This is a genomic window from Pseudomonas sp. GW822-FHT06B12, assembly GCF_058799675.1.
Map to the genome: position 1 here is coordinate 1 of NZ_JBXALR010000017.1, position 18,495 is coordinate 18,495.

Consider the following 18,495-nt stretch of genomic DNA (forward strand, 5'->3'; position numbering starts at 1 on the left):
CGGTTTCACATTCAACGATGATGTTGACTGTCACACCGCTTTCGCGAGCAAGCCCGCTCCCACATTGGTTTTTCGCTGTGGCTTACAGAGTGAAATCACCCTCAGCCGCCAACTCGCTCAGCGGAACACGCGGGCTTGGGGTTTCCCGGGCTTGCAGGTATTCAGCGAGGGTTGCCTTGTCGCCCAGCTTGCCGATCGCGACGGCTGCGTGCAGCGTGTAGCCTTCAGGAATGTTCAGCTCCTTGCGGGTCAGCTCCTGATCAAAACCGGCCATGCCGTGGGTGTGCCAGCCGCTGATAGTGGCTTGCAGCGCCAGATGACCCCAGGCGGAACCGGTGTCGAAGGTGTGCCACAGGGCCGGGGTTTCTTCGGTGGCGCCAGGCGCGGTGAAGGTGGTTTTCGAGATCACGATCACCAGGGCCGAGGCGTGTTGCGCCCAGCTACGGTTGAACTCGTTCAACAGACCCAGGTAGCGCTCCCAGTTCGGCGTGTCGCGGCGCGCGTAGAGAAAACGCCACGGCTGCGAGTTGTAGGCCGACGGCGCCCAGCGAGCGGCTTCGAAGAAGCTCAGCAGGGTTTCTTCGGGGATACTTTCACCGGTGAAGGCACGCGGCGACCAGCGGTCAGTGAACTGTGGGTGAATGGCGTATTCGGCAACGCGGGGATTAGCGCTCATGGACGAGTTTCCTGACTGCGGTTATGACGCGCAAAGCTACTTCGTGGCGTGAAAACTGACAAGTCCCGTTATACCGACAGTCGCCAGCGCTTGGCCCGCGGGGGTCTTGGGCACTAGACTGGCGGCCTTTTCACCACCTGATGCTGATGCTTGAACCATGGCCGCCAAAGTCGAACCTTTCTGGATACGCAAAACCCTCGAACAACTCGATCAAGAGGAGTGGGAGTCGTTGTGCGACGGATGTGGCCTTTGCTGCCTGCAAAAGCTTGAGGATGAAGAAGACAACAGCGTCTACTACACGCGTATCGCCTGCAAACTGCTGGACCTGAAAACCTGTCAGTGCACCGACTATCCAAACCGTCGCGATTCAGTGCCCGATTGCATCCAGCTCACGCCGGGCAAGGCCGATCAGTTCAAGTGGCTGCCGCCGACCTGCGGTTACCGGTTGGTCAGTGAGGGCAAGGACTTGCCACTCTGGCATCACCTGGTTTGCGGCGATCGCGACGCCGTGCACCACGAGCGGATCTCCCAGTCCGGGCGCATGCTCGCCGAAGGCAGCGTGGCTGAGGATGATTGGGAAGATCATCTGATTTTTCGGGCGGGTTAAGCACCTGTCGTAGTACGGGCAAGTCACGAAGGAGTGTGTATGGCTGTAGGGTTGAGGCTGCCGTTGGCATTGTCGCTTTTACTGCTGAGTTCACCGGTGTGGGCGGCAAAGAAAGTCGATCTGGATTACCACGTGCGATTGTTGCCGCAAAGCGATCAGGCCGAAGTGCGCTTGACTCTGGCGCAGGGCACGGCGGTGCGCAGCCTGGATTTTGATCTGGGCGACGGTAGCCAATACAGCGACTTCAAGGCCGATGGTCAGTGGCAGCTCACGCCGGGCAACCTGGTACGTGGCGTCTGGCGCCCGGCCGCCGACAAGGCCAGCCTGACCTACCGCGTACGCATCAGCCATTCCCTGAAAAACGCCAGTTTCGATACCCGCATCACGCCGAATTGGGCGCTGATGCGTGGCGACGATCTGGTGCCGGCGGCGCGCCTCGATCAGCAGGACGGCATCGAACTGGTATCGCGCCTGGAATTCGAATTGCCGGAGGGCTGGAAAAGCGTCGAGACCGCCTGGCCGCGGATCGGCAAGAATCGCTTCCGCATCGACAATGCTTCTCGGCGGCTCGACCGGCCTACAGGCTGGATGCTCGCCGGCAACCTGGGAAGCCGACGCACGCGCCTGGGCGAGACCGAAGTCACGGTTGCCTCGCCGCAAGGGCAGGGCATGCGCCGGATGGACGTGTTGACGCTGCTGACCTTTGTCTGGCCGCAAGTGCAGGCGCTATACCCTCATCATCCCGGCAAGCTGCTGATCGTGGGGGCCGCTGATCCGATGTGGCGCGGCAGCCTGGCCGGGCACGAGTCTATTTATCTGCACAGTCGTTTGCCGTTGGTCAGTGAAAGCGGCAGCAGTCCGTTGATCCGTGAGTTGGCCCAGGTGTTCGGGCGGATCAAGGACAGTGATCGCAGTGACTGGATCAGCGAAGGCTTTGCCGAGTACTACGCCATTGAACTGCTGCGCCGTGCCGGCGGCATGAGCGATGATCGTTATCAGACGCTGGAAGACAAAATGGCAAAAGCCAGCCATAACGTCAGCACTCTGCGCGGTGATCAACTCAGCGCGGCACAGGTCGCCAAAGCGGTGTTGCTGCTACAGGAGCTGGACCGCGAGATTCGTCTGAAAACCCGCAACAAGCGCTCGCTGGACGACATGTTACGCGGCACCATGCAACTGGACCGGGTCAGCACCAAAGCGTTTGTGACGCTGGCCGAGAGCATTATCGGCGAGTCGTCGAAAGTGCTGGATACCGGGTTACTTCGTTAACACCGCCATCGCGAGCAAGCTCGCTCCCACATTTGATCTCGGTCGTTCACAAGATTTGTGTACGCAGATGACCTAATGTGGGAGCGGGCTTGCTCGCGAAGAGGCCATTAGCCTCACCACATCTTCCGGATCAAACCCCGGTCTTGGGCGACTTCAGCGAATCATTGCCCGTTACCGTCGCGGTACGGGTTGCCGCTTCTGCATTGGCTTTCAGGGTTTTCAGTTCTTCGCCCGTCCGTTCGATTTTCGAACGGACGTTGGCCATGTCCTGCCGACTCTTTTCAAAGAAGCTTTTTGCCGAACTATGACCGGTGATTCCCCGGGCCAGGGCTACACCACCAAGCGCCACCTCAATCAGGCCGAATACGCCACCGCGGCGCAGTCCTTTGCCGACCATCACCACACCACCGGCCAGCGAGCCAATACGTTCCCAGCCCTGGACGTTCTGCGCTGGTTGCGTCTGGAACGGCGTGGAGTCGATACGTTCTACGCGTTTGATGTCGCTCATGATCAGTCTCCTCAGGGGCAATGGATATAAAGCTGACTGCGCAGGCGACCGACTCGTTCCATCCCGCGTTCAGCGTATCAGCGAAATTTTGGACCGGAACGGGTGTTGTTGCCCTTGGCCATGCGGTCGTAAAGCACCACGTTGACGGTGGCGGCCAGATTCATGCAGCCGGTGGTCGGGATGTAGACCACGTCTTCGCACCATTCACGAATCTCCTTATCGAGCGAGCCGTCTTCCGGGCCGAAGATATACAGCGCACGGTCCGGGTGAGTGTACTCGGGCAGCGAACGGGCGCCATCGACCAGCTCGACCGCCACCGGGACGCAGCCCAGCGGAAGGATTTTCTTCAGGTCGTCGATGCCGATCAGCGGGATATCGTGATGGATTTTCTTGGTGTCGGTGACAAAGTCACGGGCGCGTTCATAACGCTTGCCGGTGTAGAACACCGACGCCACACCGTAACAGCCGGCGGCGCGCATCACCGAACCGACGTTCTCCGGTGATTTGGGGTTATACAAACCAATGCAGCTGTACCGTTTGTTTGCCACGAGCGGGGTGCCCTTCGAGAAAAACCGCGATTATACGGGGATTGGTCGAAGGTGGTCAGTTTGTAGATTGGTGGTGTCTGGGCGATTGCTATCGCGAGCAGGCTCGCTCCCACATTGGTCTTGGGTGATCACAAATAGTGTGTTCACAGAAGATCCCCTGTGGGAGCGAGCTTGCTCGCGATGAGGCCGGGTCAGACGCTGAAGATCTTTAATCTTCTTTCTTCATCAACCCCGCCAAAGCCGCAAACGGATTATGCGTCGCCTTGGCAATTTTCGGGGTGCTCAGCGAGCCGTCGCCGAAGTACTGCTGGTCGGTGTAGCGCGAGTGTTCGTTATCGTGGCAGTACAGGCACAGCAGCTCCCAGTTGGAGCCGTCCTGCGGGTTATTGTCGTGGTTATGGTCGCGGTGGTGCACGGTCAGCTCGCTCAAACGCTTGCCGGAGAACTCACGGGCACAACGTCCGCAGACGTGCGGATACATCTTCAGGGCCTTGTCGCGGTAACCCATTTCACGGTCGCGCTGGGCGTCGGCGAGGATGCGGTCCAGTTTGGCCGTGTTGGAGGGAGGCGTTGACGAACTCATGGGTTCACCTTTGTAAAAAAGACTAATGACGGTTATGAGGCAAGTTTAGCTCAGCTCTTGAGCTTCTCGGCAATCCAGATCGTGTGCCGGGTGCCTTTGTTGCCGTGGGCGAAGACTTGCACTTCTTCGGCTTTGAAACCGGCCTTGCGCAGTTTGTCGGAGAACTGCCGGTCAGCACTGGCCGACCACACCGCGAGCACGCCTTTGGGGCGCAGGGCCTTGGCGCAGGCACTCAGGCCACCGGCCGAGTACAGCCAGCTGTTGGCTTTCTGGGTCAGGCCTTCGGGGCCGTTGTCGACGTCGAGCATGATTGCGTCGAAACCTTGCGGCTCGGCCTGCAGGACCTTGGCCACGTCATCCATGCGGATCACCGTGCGCGGGTCGAGCAGCGGGCGTCCGGACTTCTCGCCCAGCGGCCCGCGGTTCCATTCGACCACCCCCGGCACCAGTTCGGCGACCAGCACTTGCGCGGTCTTGCCCAGATGCTTGAGCGCCGAGGCGAGGGTGAACCCCATGCCCAGGCCACCGATCAAGACTCGTGAATTCGGCCGGCCGGCGACCTTGCGGCAAGGGATCTCGGCCAGGGCGTCTTCGGAACCGTGCATGCGGGTGTTCATCAGTTGTCCGCCATCGCCACCCTGGATTTTGATGACGAAGTCTTCGCCGTACTCGAACAGGCACAGGGCACCGCCGTTTTCGGGAATCGGGGTGGTGTCGAGTAGAACGAAACGTTTCATGGGGCTCTCTTTAAGGAGGGAAATTGGCATCAGGGAGGTGAAACCGGCATTGAGAAGGGCAATCTTGCGCGGTTGGGAGTAGCCTTGAGGCAACAAGCAAGGGCAACGGAGCCATTGATGAAGCGCACCATTCTAACGGTCATTGTGTTGGCCGCGCTCTCGATAAGTGCAGCGCAAGCGCAAGAGTTGCAAGCGGTCCCCTCCACACCTTCAGCAGCATCCGGCTCACCCGGCACGGCAACCCCCACGCCGTACCCGCAGATTACCCCGATCAGTGTGCCCAAAGCCGGCAGTGGCAGCGGCGGTGCAACCTTGTTGCCACCCGTCGAAATACCCAATCCGCCCAAGGATCAGACCTTGCCGGGGCTTGAGCAGACCCAGCAAAAAACCAAATCCCCCGGCGGTTAAATCTGTTGCGAGAGCAATTGGCCGTCGGCCATGCGCAGGCGTTTGGACAACGACACGGCAATGGCGCGGATGATCTTCGCGGCGATTTTCGGTGCGTCGTTGAGCATTTTTTCCAGCGAGTCCTTGCCCAGGTTGAGCAGTTGGCAATCGCTCGCCGCGACACAACTGGCCGAGCGCCGTTCGCCATCGAGCACGGCCATTTCGCCGAATGCCCGACCACTGCGCAATGTGGCGATTGTCACCCGCTTGCCGTCGCTGTTGGTTTTCTGCACCGCCACCTGGCCCGAATGGATGATGCACATGAAGCTGCCGGCATCGCCCTCATGGAAGATTTCCGCGCCCTGGGCAATGGTGCTGATGCTGAAGTAGCCGGCAGCCGCCGTGAAATCGGCCAGTTGCAGCTGATCGAACAGGCCACAGTCCATCAGCCAGTCGCGAATTTCGGTGTTCAATGAGGTCGGTTCAGGCATGTCGTCACGGTCTTTTTTGTGTCTGTTGCTGGTTCGGGCTTTGTGGGTAATTGCCAATCCCTTGTGGGAGCGAGCTTGCTCGCGATGAGGCCATCACATTCAAGATTGATGTTGAATGTGCCACCGCCATCGCGAGCAGGCTCGCTCCCACAGTTAAGACCCGTACGCCTTACGGAGTTCCTCAGGCGATGCCCAATACCTTGAAAACAAATGCGTATTCGAGGGCTACGTCACGTAATCCCTGATAACGCCCGCTCATCCCGCCATGGCCGGCACCCAGTTCGGTCTTGAGCAACAGCAGATTGTTGTCGGACTTGGTCGCTCGCAACCTGGCCACCCACTTGGCCGCTTCCCAGTACTGCACGCGGCTGTCGTTGTAGCCGGCGATTACCAGGGTCGCCGGGTAGGCGTGAGCGCTGACGTTTTCGTACGGCGCGTAAGCCTTGATCCGATCATAAACCGCTGGCTCCTCAGGATTGCCCCACTCGTCGTATTCAGTGACGGTCAGCGGCAGGTCCGGGTCGAGCATGGTGTTGAGCACGTCGACGAACGGCACCTCGGCTATCGCCGCCGCGAACAGTTCTGGCCGTTGGTTGAGCACCGCACCGATCAGCAATCCGCCGGCGCTGCCGCCGCTGATGGCCAGTTGTTTTGAGGTGGTGAGGCCGTTGGCGATCAGGTGTTCGGCGCAGGCGATGAAGTCGCTGAAGGTGTTCTGCTTGTGTTCCTGTTTGCCGGCGCGATACCAGGCTTCGCCCAACTCACCGCCGCCGCGCACGTGGGCGATGGCGAAGGCAATGCCGCGATCGAGCAGACTCAGGCGCGCATGGGAGAACCACGGGTCGAGGCTTTCGCCGTAGGCGCCATAGCCGTAGAGGTAAAGCGGAGTCGGTTGGCCAAGCATCTCGCGTTTGACCACCAGGCTGATCGGCACCTGTGTGCCATCGGGCGCGGTCGCCCACAGGCGCTGACTGACGTAGGCATCGGCGTCGAAAGGGCCAAGCACCTGGGTTTCCTTGAGGACTTTCTGTTCGCCGCTGGCGAGGTCGAGCTGACGAATCTGCGCCGGGCGATTCAACGCCTCGTAGCGCAGGCGGATCTTGTCGCTCGCAAATTCCAGGCTGTTCTGCACATGCAGGCTGTAGGCCGCGTCCGGCAGTTGCACGCGGTAGGCGGGCAGGCCTTGCGAGTGAACTTCGATGATCGGCAAACCACCTTCACGCAAGCTCAGGGTCATGGCCGAGGCATTCAGACTCATGCCATCGAGCATCACGGTGTCGCTGTGGGGGATCAGGTTTTGCCAGTCGCTTTCGCTCGGCGCGACCCCGGTGTCGGCGGCCTGATACAGCGCGAAGTTGATGCCGTCGCGGTTGCTGCGAATCAGCCAGCTCCATTGGTCGTCGAGCTTGCCGTGGTCGACGTCGTACTCGTGATCTTCAACCCGTGGCGCCAGGCAGGTGAATGCCTGTTGTGGCTGCGATGCATCGAGCACCCAGACTTCGCTGGTGGTTTTGCTGCCCAGCGACAGCAGTAACTGGCGTTCGGAGCTTGAGCGGTAGCAATGCAGGAAAAACCGTCCGTCCGGTTCATGGAAGACTTCTTCGGCGGCGGTGCCGTCGAGACGATAACGGAACAGCTTGTGCGGGCGATGGGTGTCGTCCAGCTCGCCGAAGAACAGCGTCAGGCTGTCGTTGGCCCAGGTCATGCTGCCGTCGCAATTCTCGAACGCCAGTTCGCTGACCTTGCCGTTGGACAGCTCCTTGACGAACAGCGTGTAAATCTCTTCGCCGCTGGTATCCAGGCTGTAGGCCAGGCGCTGGTGGTCCGGGCTGATGCTGAAGGCGCCCAGCGAGAAAAAACCGCCATTGGCCAGCACGTTGGGGTCGAGCAGCAGTTGTTCCTGACTTTCGTCGACCAGCAGGCTGTCGTCGGCCGGGCGCGGGCAGCGGTAATGCCGGGCATATTCGTCACCGGCGGTGGTGCGGGTGTAATAAAGGTACGGGCCCCACGGGGAGGGCAGCGACAGGTCGGTTTCGAGAATCCGGCTTTTTATTTCGTTGAACAGGGTTTCACGCAGCTCGGCCTGGTCGGCCAGTTGTGCTTCCTGGTAGCTGTTTTCAGCCTTGAGGTAGTCGAGCACCTGCGCGCTGTCGCGCTCCTGCAGCCAGGCGTACGGGTCATCACCCTCGGCCTTGTGGGCAATCGGGGCGCTGCAAACGTGGGCGGATAGGGGCATGAAGGGCTCTCGGGCATTATGCAAAAAGGGCTTCACAGACAGCGGTGCAGCCTGATCGGTGAAAAGCCGTTATCATAAGCGCCTCTTTGCCTGCCTTGCCATGGACACCATGACCGAGAACGACTATCTGATCGCTTGGGGCCTTTACGCCTTTGCCGCTTTGGGCTGCCTGTTGGTGTGGATGCGCATTACCCGCTGGATGTGGCGCTGGTTGCGCGAACCACTGCGTCTGCTGGTGGCCGTGCTGTTGTTCAGCCCGACCATCATCGACCCGGTGAAGGAAAAATTCGCCCCGGCCATCGCCATTACGGCCCTGGACCTGATGTTCAAGGTGGGTAACAACGCCTGGCGCGCGATCTCCGACCTGTTCATGTACGGCATGATCATCTTCGGCATTTACCTGATCTTTGTGTTGATCCGCTTTCCCATCGAACGCGCCGCCAACGCTCGCAAGGAGCGGGAGGCCGCGGCGAAAACTGCTGCCAAGGCTGCCGATCCGGATGATGATCAACCCTTTGGCGGTGCTGGCGATGATCGTTACGGTCGTCCACCGGTTCCGAGCAACCCCCAGCGTTCATCACGCGTCGAACCCCGTCTTTGACGTTGCCCCGGCATTGAAGCGAGAGTCCAGGCATGTGTGAGTTATTGGGCATGAGCGCCAATGTCCCGACCGATATCGTGTTCAGTTTCACCGGGCTGATGCAGCGTGGCGGTCGAACCGGTCCGCACCGGGATGGTTGGGGTATCGCGTTCTATGAAGGCCGTGGCCTGCGCGTGTTTCAGGACCCGGCGGCGAGTTGCGATTCCGAAGTTGCGCTGCTGGTGCAGCGCTATCCGATCAAGAGCGAAGTGGTGATCGGGCATATCCGCCAGGCCAACGTCGGCAAGGTCTGCCTGTCCAACACTCACCCGTTCGTGCGCGAGTTGTGGGGACGCAACTGGTGTTTCGCGCATAACGGCCAACTCGCCGACTTCCAGCCGACCGCCAGTTTTTACCGGCCGGTTGGCGACACTGACAGCGAAGCGGCGTTTTGCGACGTGCTCAATCGTGTACGTGAAGCCTTCCCGGAGCCGGTTGAAGTCGAGCAGTTGCTACCGAGTCTGGTGGCGGCGTGCGCCGAATACCGCAGCAAAGGTGTGTTCAACTGCCTGTTGAGCGATGGTGACTGGCTGTTTTGTTATTGCTCGACCAAATTGGCGCAGATCACCCGTCGCGCACCGTTTGGTCCGGCACGCTTGAAGGATGTGGACGTGATCGTCGACTTCCAGGCTGAAACCACGCCTAACGACGTGGTGACGGTCATTGCCACCGAACCCCTGACCGAAAACGAAACCTGGACCCGTTACGAACCGGGCCAATGGAGCCTGTGGCGACGCGGTGAATGCGTCAGCCAGGGCAAGACCGAATAAGGAACACCTTTCTATGTTGCTCAGTTATTTGCGGCTGGTGTTGTTTGCGATCGGCCTGTTGGTGGGTGTGCAGGTACCGGGTTTCATCAACGATTACGCCAAGCGGGTCGAGGCGCATCTGATCGAAGCGCAGACCGGTCTGCGGGGCTTTCAGGGCACTGCCGAGCAGTTCTTCAAGGGCGACCTGCAAGCTCTGGTGGCGCATTACCGTGCCAGTGACGATCCGGTGTTTCGCAGCGATGCCGACAGCCTGAGTACCTTGCTCACTCGCCAATTGGCGCTGGACAAGCAATTCCAGGCCATGCAGGGCCCGTGGTACATCCGCGTCTTGCAGGTGGTGTTGGCGGCTGACCCGGATATTCGCAAGGAAACCTGGAATGGCTACAGCTACCAGCTACTGCTGACGCCTGAAGCCATGGGCTGGGGGCTGAGCGGGGCGATGTTGCTGTCGTTCGGTCTGGAATGCCTGTTCCGCCTGATCGACTGGGTGGTGTTGGGCGGCAAGCGCCTGCGCCAGAGCCGACCGATCGAAGAGCGCGATTTGCGCGGCTTGTAACTCCGTCGAAAGTGCAAGAGCCGGCAAACCGGCGATTGCCGCGGCCTGACCGATTAAAACGCATCTTCATTGCGAGGGGTGGTTTTTGCGGTGAATGAGCGTACCCAGCGAATCCCGAGGGCGGCCAACACGTAAGTCAGCGCCACCAGCCAGAAGCTGTGGGCCAGCCCGACCAGCCCCATGCCGATCCCGCCGAGCACGGCACCGAGCAAGGCGCCAGCCTTGGCCGCGCTGTTGCCGAGGCCGAGGGCAAAACCTTGTTGGCTTGAAGCAACGGTGTTGGCGATCAGCGCATAGGCGACGGGCAGCAGGGCGCCTTGCCAGATGCCCCAGACCAGCCGGCTGACGAGAAACCCCAGCCATTCGTTGGCCAGTGCCGTGGCCGCCAGCGTCAGGGCGCACAGCCAGGCGACGCCTTCAATGACGCGCAAGGTGTAGGCCGGTTGCCAGCGGTCGAACAGACGTCCCCACAGCGGAGCGGAAATGGCCAGGGTCGCGGCGCTTGCCGCATAAGTGGCGCCGATCAGCCAGCTCGGTGCGTGCAGAATTTCGGCGACGTACAGCGCGTAGAACGGCTGCGGCATCATCTTCGCGGCCTGAATCAACACGATCACCAGCAAGATTCCACCGAGCCAGCCTTTGGGCAGGGCCACCGGCGCAAGCGGTTTTTTCGTCGAGGCCCGGGCCTTGTCGGCCGGCAGGAAAAAACTCCCCAGTGCACACAGCAGGCAAATCGCCGTCGCGCCATAACAGAGCAGGGCGAATCCCGAGATATCCATCAGCCAACCGCCCAGCACCGGGCCGATCAACGAGCCGACGGCGGTCGCCGATTGCAGACGGGCCAGGGTGTGACCGCGCCGGGAACTGTCGCAGCAGGCGAGGGCATAAGCTTGCGCGGCGGCGAGAAACCCGGCCAATGCGCCTTGCATCACGCGAATGCCCACCAGCAGCCACGGGTCGATGGTGATGGCCGCCAACCCTTGGCACAACGCCAATGCCAGCAACGCCCGAACGATCATTGGCTTGTGTCCGGTTCGATCACCCAACCGGCCCCACACGGGAGTCAGGAGCATGGCGGCGAGCATCGGACCGGCATAGACCAGCGCCGATAACAGCGCGGTGTAACCGGCGCCCTTTGGTCCGAGCAGATGCTGGATCTGCAAGGGCCAGAACGGGCCGCTCATTTCCATCGCACCCATAGAGACCAACTGGATGATGATCAGCAGCCGCAATGCGCGACCGTCAGCAGGCAATAGCGGCTGTTTTTGCAGGTGAGCGCGCATCGCGTCCGATTCCTTCTGGACAGGTGTTTAGCTGAAAGCGCGCAGAGAATACCTCCTTGAAAATAATGCCACTGATAGAAACTCCTGCTTGCGGTGTGGGAAAGGTCCTTTTCAGCGTTTCCGATGCGCAGTAACTGATAATCTGCGGGAAAGATAGAAGTATCCCGCAGCCAAAACGACAACAGCTTATAGGAGCGCCCACCGTGAGCCGCCTGCTATTGAACTGCGATATCGGCGAAAGCTTTGGTCACTGGACCATGGGGCTGGATGCCGAAGTGATGCCGTACATTGATTGCGCCAACATCGCTTGCGGGTTCCACGCCGGTGACCCGAGCATCATGCGCAAGACCGTCAGCCTGGCGCTGAGCCATGGCGTGCAGATTGGCGCTCATCCGGCTTATCAGGATCTGCTGGGATTCGGTCGTCGTTCCATGGCCTACTCCGCACAGGAACTTCAGGATCTTTTGCACTACCAGATCGGTGCGCTGGACGGTATTTGCCGGGCGCAGGGCGCTCGCGTGAGTTACGTCAAACCTCATGGTGCGATGTACAACGACATGATGGCCAACCCCGCGCAGTTGCGGGCAGTGATTCAGGCCGTCGCGGCGTATGACCGGCAATTGCCGTTGATGCTGATGGCGACTCGTGACAACAGCGCGGCTCAACTGATGGGCGATGAGTACGGTGTGACGCTGTGGTTCGAAGCGTTCGCCGATCGTGCCTATGACAGCGCGGGGCATCTGGTTTCGCGGCAGTTGCCGGGTGCGGTGCATCACGATCCCGAGAAAATCATTCAACAGGCGCTGCTCATCGCTCGCGGTGACAGCCTTGTCGCCAGCGACGGCAGCGCCTTGCATTTACAGGCCAACACCCTGTGCGTCCATGGCGACAACGCCAGTTCGGTGGCGGCCGTGCAGCGGATCCGTGAGGCTTTGAATCAGCAGAGTGCGCCATGAAGCCAAGGGTTGAAGTGGTGGCAATCGATTGCCTGATGGTGCGGCTGTTCGATGAAATCGCCGAAGCCAACATGCCGTGGATGCTCGCCGCCAGCGAACGGCTGCGTGCAGGGTTCGCTGGGCATTTGATCGATCTGGTGCCGTCCTATACAACCCTGATGGTGCATTACGATCTGCTCGCCTTGAGCCCGGTTCAGGCACGGGAACTGATCGCCGAAGCCTTGAGCGATCTGACCCCCAACGCCCAGGCCAGCGGTCAATGCCATGTGTTGCCGGTCTGGTATGACCTCAGTGTCGGGCCTGAACTGAGTCTGCTTTCACAGCGCAGCGGGCTGGCGGTGGAGGAGGTGATTCGCCGCCACAGTGAGCGCGAGTATCAGGTCTTCGCGTTGGGGTTTGCGCCGGGGTTTGCCTTTATGGGACTGGTCGAAGAAGTACTGGCCGCGCCCCGTTTGAATACTCCACGCAAGCGCGTGGCGGCCGGTAGCGTGGGGATTGCCGAGCGGCAGACAGCGGCTTATCCGGTGGTGTCGCCCGGTGGCTGGAACCTTATCGGTCGCACCCCGGCCAAACTGTTCGACCGCGAACGTGAGGGCTACAGCCTGATGCAACCGGGCGATACGGTGCGTTTTGCGGCGGTCAGTCATGCCCAATTCGTCAATCTGGGCGGCGACGATACGCCGCTGGAGGTGCAGGCATGAGCCGTTTGACGATCGAAGCCAGCACGCCACTGTGTCTGTTGCAGGATGCCGGTCGGTTCGGCGTGCGGCATCTGGGCGTGACCCAGGGTGGCGCGGCGGACTGGCTGTCGATGTCCTGGGCCAACTGGCTGCTGGGCAACTCGCTGGAGGCGGCGGTGATTGAAGTCACCCTCGGCGGTTTGACCCTGGAGGCGCGGGACGATTGCTGTCTGGCGCTGGCGGGGGCGGACCTTGGGGCATTGCTGGACGGCCAGCCATTGGCACCGTGGCTCAGTTTTCAGCTGAAGAAAGGCCAGCGTTTGCAATTCACCCAACCCTTGCTCGGTGCCCGTGCCTATCTGGCGGCGCCCGGTGGTTTCAACGCGCCGCAAGTGTTGGGCAGTTGTGCAACGGTGATGCGTGAAGAACTCGGTGGTCTGGACGGTTTTGGCCTAGCCCTGGCACGAGGTGTCGAGTTGAGTTACTCCGGGCTGGCGCAGACATTGCGGGAGGTGCCGCACGGGCAGCGACCGGACTTCAAACTGACTCAGCCGCTGGATCTGGTGCTCGGTGCGCAACACGGCGAGTTCAGCGGGCAAAGCCTGTTCGATGCCTTCAACCGCGTCTGGACCCTCGACAGCCGTGCCGACCGCATGGGCATTCGCTTGCTGGGGACGGCGTTGCAGTATCAAGGCAAGCCGATGATCTCCGAAGGCATCCCGCTGGGCGCGGTTCAGGTGCCACCGGATGGGCAACCGATCGTGCTGCTCAATGATCGGCAGACTATCGGCGGTTATCCGCGGTTAGGAGCGCTGACGCCGTTGGCGTTGGCGCGGCTGGCGCAGTGTTTGCCGGGGCAGCAGATCCGGTTGGCGCCGGTGGTGCAAGAGACGGCGCATTGGCAGCAGGTTGAGTATTTGCGCAGGTTTATCAACCGCTAAAAGCTTCGCGAGCAAGCCCGCTCCCACAGTGGATCGGTGTTGCTCACACGTTTTGTGACCGACACTTACCCCTGTGGGAGCGAGCCTGCTCGCGATAGGGCCCTGACAGGCGGCGAAGATTATTTGGACAAAAACCGCATCCCTTCTTCCAGCCCGCGCAAGGTCAACGGGAACATCCGGTCCTCGATCAGATCGCGCACGATGTTGGTCGAGGAGGTGTAACCCCAGGTGTCTTTCGGGTATGGGTTGATCCAGATGAGTTTCTTGTACTTCTCCATGAAGCGCTGCATCCAGACGTAACCGGCTTCTTCGTTCCAGTGCTCGACGCTGCCGCCGGCCTGGGTGATTTCGTAAGGCGCCATGGCGGCGTCGCCGACGAAGATCACTTTGTAGTCGGCGCCGTACTTGTGCAGCAGGTCCATGGTGGCCGTGCGTTCCGAGCCACGGCGCATGTTGTTCTTCCACACCGATTCATAAATGAAGTTGTGGAAGTAGAAGTACTCCAGGTGTTTGAACTCGGTCTTGCAGGCCGAGAACAGCTCTTCGCAGATCTTCACATGGGCGTCCATCGAACCGCCGATGTCGAACAGCAGCAACAGCTTGATGGTGTTGCGTCGTTCCGGGCGCATCTGAATGTTCAGCAGTCCGGCGTCACGCGCGGTGTGGTCGATGGTGCCGTCGATGTCCAGTTCATCCGCCGCACCCTGGCGGGCGAATTTGCGCAGCCGCCGCAGGGCCACCTTGATGTTGCGCGTCCCCAATTCGACCTGATCGTCGAGGTTCTTGTACTCGCGCTGGTCCCAGACCTTGACCGCTTTGCCCTGACGTTTGCCAGCATCGCCGACCCGGATGCCTTCCGGGTTGAAACCGCCGGAGCCAAAGGGGCTGGTGCCACCGGTGCCGATCCACTTGTTGCCGCCGGCATGGCGTTCTTTCTGTTCTTCCAGACGTTTCTTGAACTCTTCGATCAGCTTGTCGAGGCCGCCGAGCGACTGGATCTGCGCCCGTTCCTCATCGGTCAGCGAGCGCTCGAATTCCTTGCGCAACCAGTCTTCGGGAATCAGCGCCTGAAGGTGATCGTCGAGTTTTTCCAGGCCATTGAAGTAGGCCCCGAACGCCCGGTCGAACTTGTCGAAATGCCGTTCGTCCTTCACCAGGATCGCCCGCGACAAGTAGTAAAACTCGTCCATGTCGGCGAAGATCACGCGTTGTTTCAGCGCGTTGATCAGGTCCAACAGCTCACGCACCGAGACCGGCACCTTGGCTGCACGCATTTCATTGAACAGGTTGAGCAGCATGGCAAAAGCCCTTATCGAGTGCCGCGACGGCTCATGAACGCCAGACGCTCAAGCAACTGCACGTCCTGCTCGTTCTTCACCAGGGCGCCAGCCAGCGGCGGGATGGCCTTGGTCGGATCGCGTTCGCGCAGCACCGCTTCGCCGATGTTGTCGGCCATCAGCAATTTGAGCCAGTCGACCAGTTCGGAAGTCGAAGGCTTTTTCTTCAGCCCCGGGACTTTGCGGACGTCGAAGAACACGTCCAGCGCTTCGCTGACCAGGTCTTTCTTGATGTCTGGGTAGTGCACGTCGACGATCTTTTGCAGGGTGACGCGATCCGGGAAAGCGATGTAGTGGAAGAAGCAGCGGCGCAGGAAGGCGTCCGGCAGCTCTTTCTCGTTGTTGGAGGTAATGATGATGATCGGGCGCTGCTTGGCCTTGATGGTCTCGTCGATCTCGTAAACGTAGAACTCCATCTTGTCGAGTTCTTGCAGCAGGTCGTTCGGGAACTCGATGTCGGCCTTGTCGATTTCGTCGATCAGCAGAATCACCCGCTCTTCGGACTCGAAGGCTTCCCACAGCTTGCCCTTTTTCAGGTAGTTGCGGATGTCGTGGACCTTGTCCACACCCAACTGCGAGTCACGCAGGCGGCTGACCGCGTCGTACTCATAGAGGCCCTGGTGAGCCTTGGTGGTGGACTTGATGTGCCAGGTGATCAGGCGTGCACCGAAGGATTCGGCCAGTTGTTCGGCCAGCATGGTCTTGCCGGTGCCCGGCTCGCCCTTGACCAGCAAGGGGCGCTCCAGGGTAATGGCGGCATTGACCGCCAGCTTCAGGTCATCGGTGGCGACGTATGCGCTGGTGCCTTCGAACTTCATCGGTAATTCCTCGAACGGTAACGCCGACCTGGCCGTGCAGGGCGGGCGAAATAAAAGTATGCCCGACTATAACGCGGCGCTCGGTCGACTGTGAACGCAGACGGCTTATTCAGTCTCTGAATGGAGCGTCACAAGGTGACTCGGTCAGCTCAACGATCGGCCACATGTGCGTACCGCCCGTTTGTCGCGACTGGACGCACGAGGGGTGTGAGGCATACCCTTGAGGGCTTCTCCAACGCTGTATAAGGACCCAGCCATGAGCCGCATTTTTGCTGACAACGCGCATTCCATCGGCAACACGCCGCTGGTGCAGATCAACCGTATTGCGCCTCGCGGTGTGACCATTCTGGCGAAGATTGAAGGGCGCAATCCGGGCTACTCAGTCAAATGCCGGATCGGCGCGAGCATGATCTGGGACGCTGAAAGCAGCGGTAAACTCAAGCCGGGCATGACCATTATCGAACCGACCTCGGGCAACACCGGCATCGGTCTGGCGTTCGTCGCCGCCGCTCGTGGCTATAAGTTGGTGCTGACGATGCCGGCGTCCATGAGTATCGAGCGGCGCAAGGTGCTCAAGGCCCTGGGTGCCGAGCTGGTACTGACCGAGCCAGCCAAAGGCATGAAAGGTGCCATCGAAAAGGCTGCAGAGATTCTGGCCAGTGATCCGGCCCAATATTTCATGCCGCAGCAGTTCGAAAACCCGGCTAACCCGGCGATCCACGAAAAAACCACCGGTCCGGAAATCTGGAACGACACCGACGGCGCGATCGACGTGCTGGTCTCGGGTGTCGGTACCGGCGGGACCATCACCGGCGTTTCGCGGTATATCAAGAACACCAAGGGCAAGCCGATTCTCTCGGTGGCGGTGGAGCCGGTGGTCTCGCCAGTGATCACCCAGGCCATGGCCGGTGAGGAAATCAAGCCAAGCCCGCACAAGATTCAGGGTATCGGCGCTGGTTTTGTGCCGAAAAACCTCGATCTGTCGATGGTTGATCGGGTTGAGCTGGTCAGCGATGAAGAATCCAAGGCCATGGCCCTGCGTCTGATGCAGGAGGAGGGGATTCTCTCCGGGATTTCCTGCGGTGCAGCCATGGCGGTTGCCGTGCGTCTGGCCGAAACCCCGGAAATGCAGGGCAAGACTATCGTGGTGATCCTCCCGGATTCCGGCGAGCGTTACCTGTCGAGCATGTTGTTCAGCGATTTGTTCACCGAACAGGAACTGCAGCAGTAACCCTCAAAAGATCGCAGGCTGCGCCAGCTCCTACATGGAGCACGTCATTCGGCGTAGGAGCTGGCGCAGCCTGCGATCCTTTGACCTTGATCAGTCAAGGTTCAGGTGCCTTATGTTAATAAGTGCTTTATTGCGCAACCTTTAACACTGATTGTTCAGTTATATGGGTTTTTCCCAAGGCCGGTAGTGTTTATCATGGCCGGCTGCCATGTCGGGTAAATGACAATGCGCAGAGAGACCTTTTTTCAAGGAGTTGCCCCATGACCTTTTCCTTTGCCGCAAAGGCGTCGCTGTTGCTGTTGTTCATTGGCAGCACGCTCTACGTGCATTTGCGCGGCAAGGCGCGTTTGCCGGTCTTGCGTCAGTTCGTCAACCACTCGGCGCTGTTCGCTCCTTACAACGCCTTGATGTACCTGTTCTCGGGAGTGCCGTCCAAACCGTATCTGGACCGCAGCAAGTTTCCGGAACTGGATGTGCTCAAGGAAAACTGGGAAGTCATTCGTGACGAAGCGATGCACCTGTTCGACGAAGGCTACATCCGCGCCGCGGAGAAGAATAACGACGCCGGTTTCGGTTCGTTCTTCAAGAAGGGCTGGAAGCGTTTTTACCTCAAGTGGTATGACAAACCTCTGCCGTCGGCCGAACTGTTGTGCCCGAGAACCGTCGAGCTGGTCAGCCGCATCCCCAATGTAAAAGGCGCGATGTTTGCCCTGTTGCCGGGTGGTAGCCACCTCAACCCGCACCGCGACCCGTTTGCCGGTTCCCTGCGTTATCACTTGGGCTTGTCGACACCGAACTCTGACGACTGCCGCATTTTTGTCGACGGTCAGGTCTATGCCTGGCGTGACGGCGAAGACGTGATGTTCGATGAAACCTACGTGCATTGGGTCAAGAACGAAACCGAAACGACCCGGGTGATTCTGTTCTGTGACATCGAACGTCCGCTGAGCAATCGCTTGATGACCCGCATCAACCGTTGCGTCAGTGGTCTGCTGGGCCGTGCCACGGCGCCGCAAAATCTCGATGACGAGCGCGTCGGCGGGATCAACAAGGCCTACGCCTGGAGCAAGACCTCCAGCGATAAATTCAGCGGTGCGTTCAAGCAGTGGAAGCGCCGTAATCCGAAGCTGTATCGCATCCTGCGGCCAGTATTGGCGGTTGTGGTGCTGACGGCGCTGGGTTACTGGTTGTTTGGCTGAGCCTTCTGCGTACGCCAGGCCTAAAGATCGCAGTCATTGCAG

Annotated in this window: 21 protein-coding genes; 11 read left to right on the forward strand and 10 right to left on the reverse strand. The window is 60.1% G+C overall.

Annotation, left to right across the window (positions count from 1 at the left end):
- Positions 1 to 82: 82 nt before the first annotated feature.
- Positions 83 to 676, reverse strand: coding sequence for a nitroreductase family protein (locus AC1RKH_RS26330; RefSeq protein ID WP_493064259.1), 594 nt, complete (start codon positions 674 to 676; stop codon positions 83 to 85).
- Between the two features lie 157 nt (positions 677 to 833).
- On the opposite strand from AC1RKH_RS26330, the gene AC1RKH_RS26335 reads away from it, so the two are divergent.
- Both AC1RKH_RS26335 and AC1RKH_RS26340 read left to right on the forward strand, forming a co-directional pair.
- A complete protein-coding gene (locus AC1RKH_RS26335; RefSeq protein WP_071551400.1) occupies positions 834 to 1,283 on the forward strand; it encodes a YcgN family cysteine cluster protein in 450 nt (149 codons plus the stop codon).
- A 39-nt stretch (positions 1,284 to 1,322) separates the two neighbouring features.
- A complete protein-coding gene (locus AC1RKH_RS26340; RefSeq protein ID WP_493064260.1) occupies positions 1,323 to 2,552 on the forward strand; it encodes a hypothetical protein in 1,230 nt (409 codons plus the stop codon).
- A gap of 130 nt (positions 2,553 to 2,682) precedes the next feature.
- Here AC1RKH_RS26340 and AC1RKH_RS26345 read toward each other — a convergent pair whose 3' ends face one another.
- The 4 genes from AC1RKH_RS26345 to AC1RKH_RS26360 all read right to left on the reverse strand — a co-directional run bounded on the left by AC1RKH_RS26345 (position 2,683) and on the right by AC1RKH_RS26360 (position 4,928).
- Positions 2,683 to 3,060, reverse strand: a complete 378-nt coding sequence (locus tag AC1RKH_RS26345; protein ID WP_493064261.1) for a YgaP family membrane protein — start codon at positions 3,058 to 3,060, stop codon at positions 2,683 to 2,685.
- Positions 3,061 to 3,137: 77 nt separating this feature from the next.
- A complete protein-coding gene (locus AC1RKH_RS26350; RefSeq protein WP_019692493.1) occupies positions 3,138 to 3,608 on the reverse strand; it encodes an RNA methyltransferase in 471 nt (156 codons plus the stop codon).
- Between the two features lie 208 nt (positions 3,609 to 3,816).
- The gene (locus AC1RKH_RS26355) at positions 3,817 to 4,191 is read right to left on the reverse strand and encodes a YajD family HNH nuclease (RefSeq protein WP_123427983.1); all 375 of its coding nucleotides are present in this window, start codon (positions 4,189 to 4,191) and stop codon (positions 3,817 to 3,819) included.
- Positions 4,192 to 4,241: 50 nt separating this feature from the next.
- Positions 4,242 to 4,928 (reverse strand): spermidine synthase, encoded by a 687-nt coding sequence (locus AC1RKH_RS26360; protein WP_493064262.1) that lies wholly within the window; start codon positions 4,926 to 4,928, stop codon positions 4,242 to 4,244.
- Between the two features lie 117 nt (positions 4,929 to 5,045).
- Between AC1RKH_RS26360 and AC1RKH_RS26365 the strand changes: the two genes are divergently transcribed.
- Positions 5,046 to 5,336, forward strand: a complete 291-nt coding sequence (locus AC1RKH_RS26365; RefSeq protein WP_493064263.1) for a hypothetical protein — start codon at positions 5,046 to 5,048, stop codon at positions 5,334 to 5,336.
- Here the strand turns inward: AC1RKH_RS26365 and AC1RKH_RS26370 are convergent.
- Together AC1RKH_RS26370 and AC1RKH_RS26375 are read right to left on the reverse strand one after the other, a co-directional pair.
- Entirely contained in the window at positions 5,333 to 5,806 is a 474-nt protein-coding gene (locus AC1RKH_RS26370; protein WP_123427978.1) for a cyclic nucleotide-binding domain-containing protein, read from the reverse strand. The two genes, AC1RKH_RS26365 and AC1RKH_RS26370, sit on opposite strands and share 4 nt — an antisense overlap.
- Before the next feature lie 181 nt (positions 5,807 to 5,987).
- Positions 5,988 to 8,042, reverse strand: a complete 2,055-nt coding sequence (locus AC1RKH_RS26375; RefSeq protein WP_493064264.1) for a S9 family peptidase — start codon at positions 8,040 to 8,042, stop codon at positions 5,988 to 5,990.
- 100 nt (positions 8,043 to 8,142) lie between these two features.
- On the opposite strand from AC1RKH_RS26375, the gene AC1RKH_RS26380 reads away from it, so the two are divergent.
- The 3 genes from AC1RKH_RS26380 to AC1RKH_RS26390 are packed head-to-tail and all read left to right on the forward strand — an operon-like array spanning position 8,143 to position 10,008.
- The gene (locus tag AC1RKH_RS26380) at positions 8,143 to 8,643 is read left to right on the forward strand and encodes an MFS transporter (protein WP_493064331.1); all 501 of its coding nucleotides are present in this window, start codon (positions 8,143 to 8,145) and stop codon (positions 8,641 to 8,643) included.
- A gap of 32 nt (positions 8,644 to 8,675) precedes the next feature.
- A complete protein-coding gene (locus AC1RKH_RS26385) occupies positions 8,676 to 9,452 on the forward strand; it encodes a class II glutamine amidotransferase (RefSeq protein ID WP_493064265.1) in 777 nt (258 codons plus the stop codon).
- Between the two features lie 13 nt (positions 9,453 to 9,465).
- Positions 9,466 to 10,008: a DUF2937 family protein gene (locus AC1RKH_RS26390; protein WP_019692484.1), complete on the forward strand. Its 543-nt coding sequence runs from the start codon at positions 9,466 to 9,468 to the stop codon at positions 10,006 to 10,008.
- Positions 10,009 to 10,061: 53 nt separating this feature from the next.
- Here the strand turns inward: AC1RKH_RS26390 and AC1RKH_RS26395 are convergent, their stop codons facing one another.
- The gene (locus tag AC1RKH_RS26395) at positions 10,062 to 11,261 is read right to left on the reverse strand and encodes an MFS transporter (protein WP_493064332.1); all 1,200 of its coding nucleotides are present in this window, start codon (positions 11,259 to 11,261) and stop codon (positions 10,062 to 10,064) included.
- A gap of 233 nt (positions 11,262 to 11,494) precedes the next feature.
- Here AC1RKH_RS26395 and AC1RKH_RS26400 point away from each other — a divergent pair, with 233 nt between their 5' ends.
- The 3 genes from AC1RKH_RS26400 to AC1RKH_RS26410 are packed head-to-tail and all read left to right on the forward strand — an operon-like array spanning position 11,495 to position 13,868.
- The gene (locus tag AC1RKH_RS26400; protein ID WP_493064266.1) at positions 11,495 to 12,247 is read left to right on the forward strand and encodes a 5-oxoprolinase subunit PxpA; all 753 of its coding nucleotides are present in this window, start codon (positions 11,495 to 11,497) and stop codon (positions 12,245 to 12,247) included.
- A complete protein-coding gene (locus tag AC1RKH_RS26405; protein WP_493064267.1) occupies positions 12,244 to 12,948 on the forward strand; it encodes a 5-oxoprolinase subunit B family protein in 705 nt (234 codons plus the stop codon). Before AC1RKH_RS26400 ends, AC1RKH_RS26405 begins: the two co-directional genes overlap by 4 nt.
- Positions 12,945 to 13,868, forward strand: a complete 924-nt coding sequence (locus AC1RKH_RS26410; RefSeq protein ID WP_493064268.1) for a 5-oxoprolinase subunit C family protein — start codon at positions 12,945 to 12,947, stop codon at positions 13,866 to 13,868. Before AC1RKH_RS26405 ends, AC1RKH_RS26410 begins: the two co-directional genes overlap by 4 nt.
- Before the next feature lie 119 nt (positions 13,869 to 13,987).
- Here the strand turns inward: AC1RKH_RS26410 and AC1RKH_RS26415 are convergent, their stop codons facing one another.
- Together AC1RKH_RS26415 and AC1RKH_RS26420 are read right to left on the reverse strand one after the other, a co-directional pair.
- Positions 13,988 to 15,166, reverse strand: a complete 1,179-nt coding sequence (locus AC1RKH_RS26415) for a vWA domain-containing protein (protein ID WP_123427954.1) — start codon at positions 15,164 to 15,166, stop codon at positions 13,988 to 13,990.
- Between the two features lie 11 nt (positions 15,167 to 15,177).
- Entirely contained in the window at positions 15,178 to 16,023 is an 846-nt protein-coding gene (locus AC1RKH_RS26420; protein ID WP_123427952.1) for an AAA family ATPase, read from the reverse strand.
- Between the two features lie 256 nt (positions 16,024 to 16,279).
- Here AC1RKH_RS26420 and cysK point away from each other — a divergent pair, with 256 nt between their 5' ends.
- A complete protein-coding gene (gene cysK, locus AC1RKH_RS26425; RefSeq protein WP_493064269.1) occupies positions 16,280 to 17,254 on the forward strand; it encodes a cysteine synthase A in 975 nt (324 codons plus the stop codon).
- A 260-nt stretch (positions 17,255 to 17,514) separates the two neighbouring features.
- Entirely contained in the window at positions 17,515 to 18,453 is a 939-nt protein-coding gene (locus AC1RKH_RS26430) for an aspartyl/asparaginyl beta-hydroxylase domain-containing protein (RefSeq protein ID WP_493064270.1), read from the forward strand.
- Positions 18,454 to 18,495: the final 42 nt, after the last annotated feature.

Bases quoted from the DNA above. Each gene is read 5' to 3' on its own strand.
- AC1RKH_RS26415 (WP_123427954.1), bottom strand. From the start codon at position 15,166: ATGCTGCTCAACCTGTTCAATGAAATGCGTGCAGCCAAGGTGCCGGTC.
- AC1RKH_RS26380 (WP_493064331.1), top strand. From the start codon at position 8,143: ATGGACACCATGACCGAGAACGACTATCTGATCGCTTGGGGCCTTTAC.
- AC1RKH_RS26410 (WP_493064268.1), top strand. From the start codon at position 12,945: ATGAGCCGTTTGACGATCGAAGCCAGCACGCCACTGTGTCTGTTGCAG.
- AC1RKH_RS26370 (WP_123427978.1), bottom strand. From the start codon at position 5,806: ATGCCTGAACCGACCTCATTGAACACCGAAATTCGCGACTGGCTGATG.
- AC1RKH_RS26355 (WP_123427983.1), bottom strand. From the start codon at position 4,191: ATGAGTTCGTCAACGCCTCCCTCCAACACGGCCAAACTGGACCGCATC.
- AC1RKH_RS26330 (WP_493064259.1), bottom strand. From the start codon at position 676: ATGAGCGCTAATCCCCGCGTTGCCGAATACGCCATTCACCCACAGTTC.
- cysK (WP_493064269.1), top strand. From the start codon at position 16,280: ATGAGCCGCATTTTTGCTGACAACGCGCATTCCATCGGCAACACGCCG.
- AC1RKH_RS26420 (WP_123427952.1), bottom strand. From the start codon at position 16,023: ATGAAGTTCGAAGGCACCAGCGCATACGTCGCCACCGATGACCTGAAG.
- AC1RKH_RS26360 (WP_493064262.1), bottom strand. From the start codon at position 4,928: ATGAAACGTTTCGTTCTACTCGACACCACCCCGATTCCCGAAAACGGC.
- AC1RKH_RS26375 (WP_493064264.1), bottom strand. From the start codon at position 8,042: ATGCCCCTATCCGCCCACGTTTGCAGCGCCCCGATTGCCCACAAGGCC.
- AC1RKH_RS26405 (WP_493064267.1), top strand. From the start codon at position 12,244: ATGAAGCCAAGGGTTGAAGTGGTGGCAATCGATTGCCTGATGGTGCGG.
- AC1RKH_RS26365 (WP_493064263.1), top strand. From the start codon at position 5,046: ATGAAGCGCACCATTCTAACGGTCATTGTGTTGGCCGCGCTCTCGATA.
- AC1RKH_RS26335 (WP_071551400.1), top strand. From the start codon at position 834: ATGGCCGCCAAAGTCGAACCTTTCTGGATACGCAAAACCCTCGAACAA.
- AC1RKH_RS26345 (WP_493064261.1), bottom strand. From the start codon at position 3,060: ATGAGCGACATCAAACGCGTAGAACGTATCGACTCCACGCCGTTCCAG.
- AC1RKH_RS26385 (WP_493064265.1), top strand. From the start codon at position 8,676: ATGTGTGAGTTATTGGGCATGAGCGCCAATGTCCCGACCGATATCGTG.
- AC1RKH_RS26430 (WP_493064270.1), top strand. From the start codon at position 17,515: ATGACCTTTTCCTTTGCCGCAAAGGCGTCGCTGTTGCTGTTGTTCATT.
- AC1RKH_RS26390 (WP_019692484.1), top strand. From the start codon at position 9,466: ATGTTGCTCAGTTATTTGCGGCTGGTGTTGTTTGCGATCGGCCTGTTG.
- AC1RKH_RS26340 (WP_493064260.1), top strand. From the start codon at position 1,323: ATGGCTGTAGGGTTGAGGCTGCCGTTGGCATTGTCGCTTTTACTGCTG.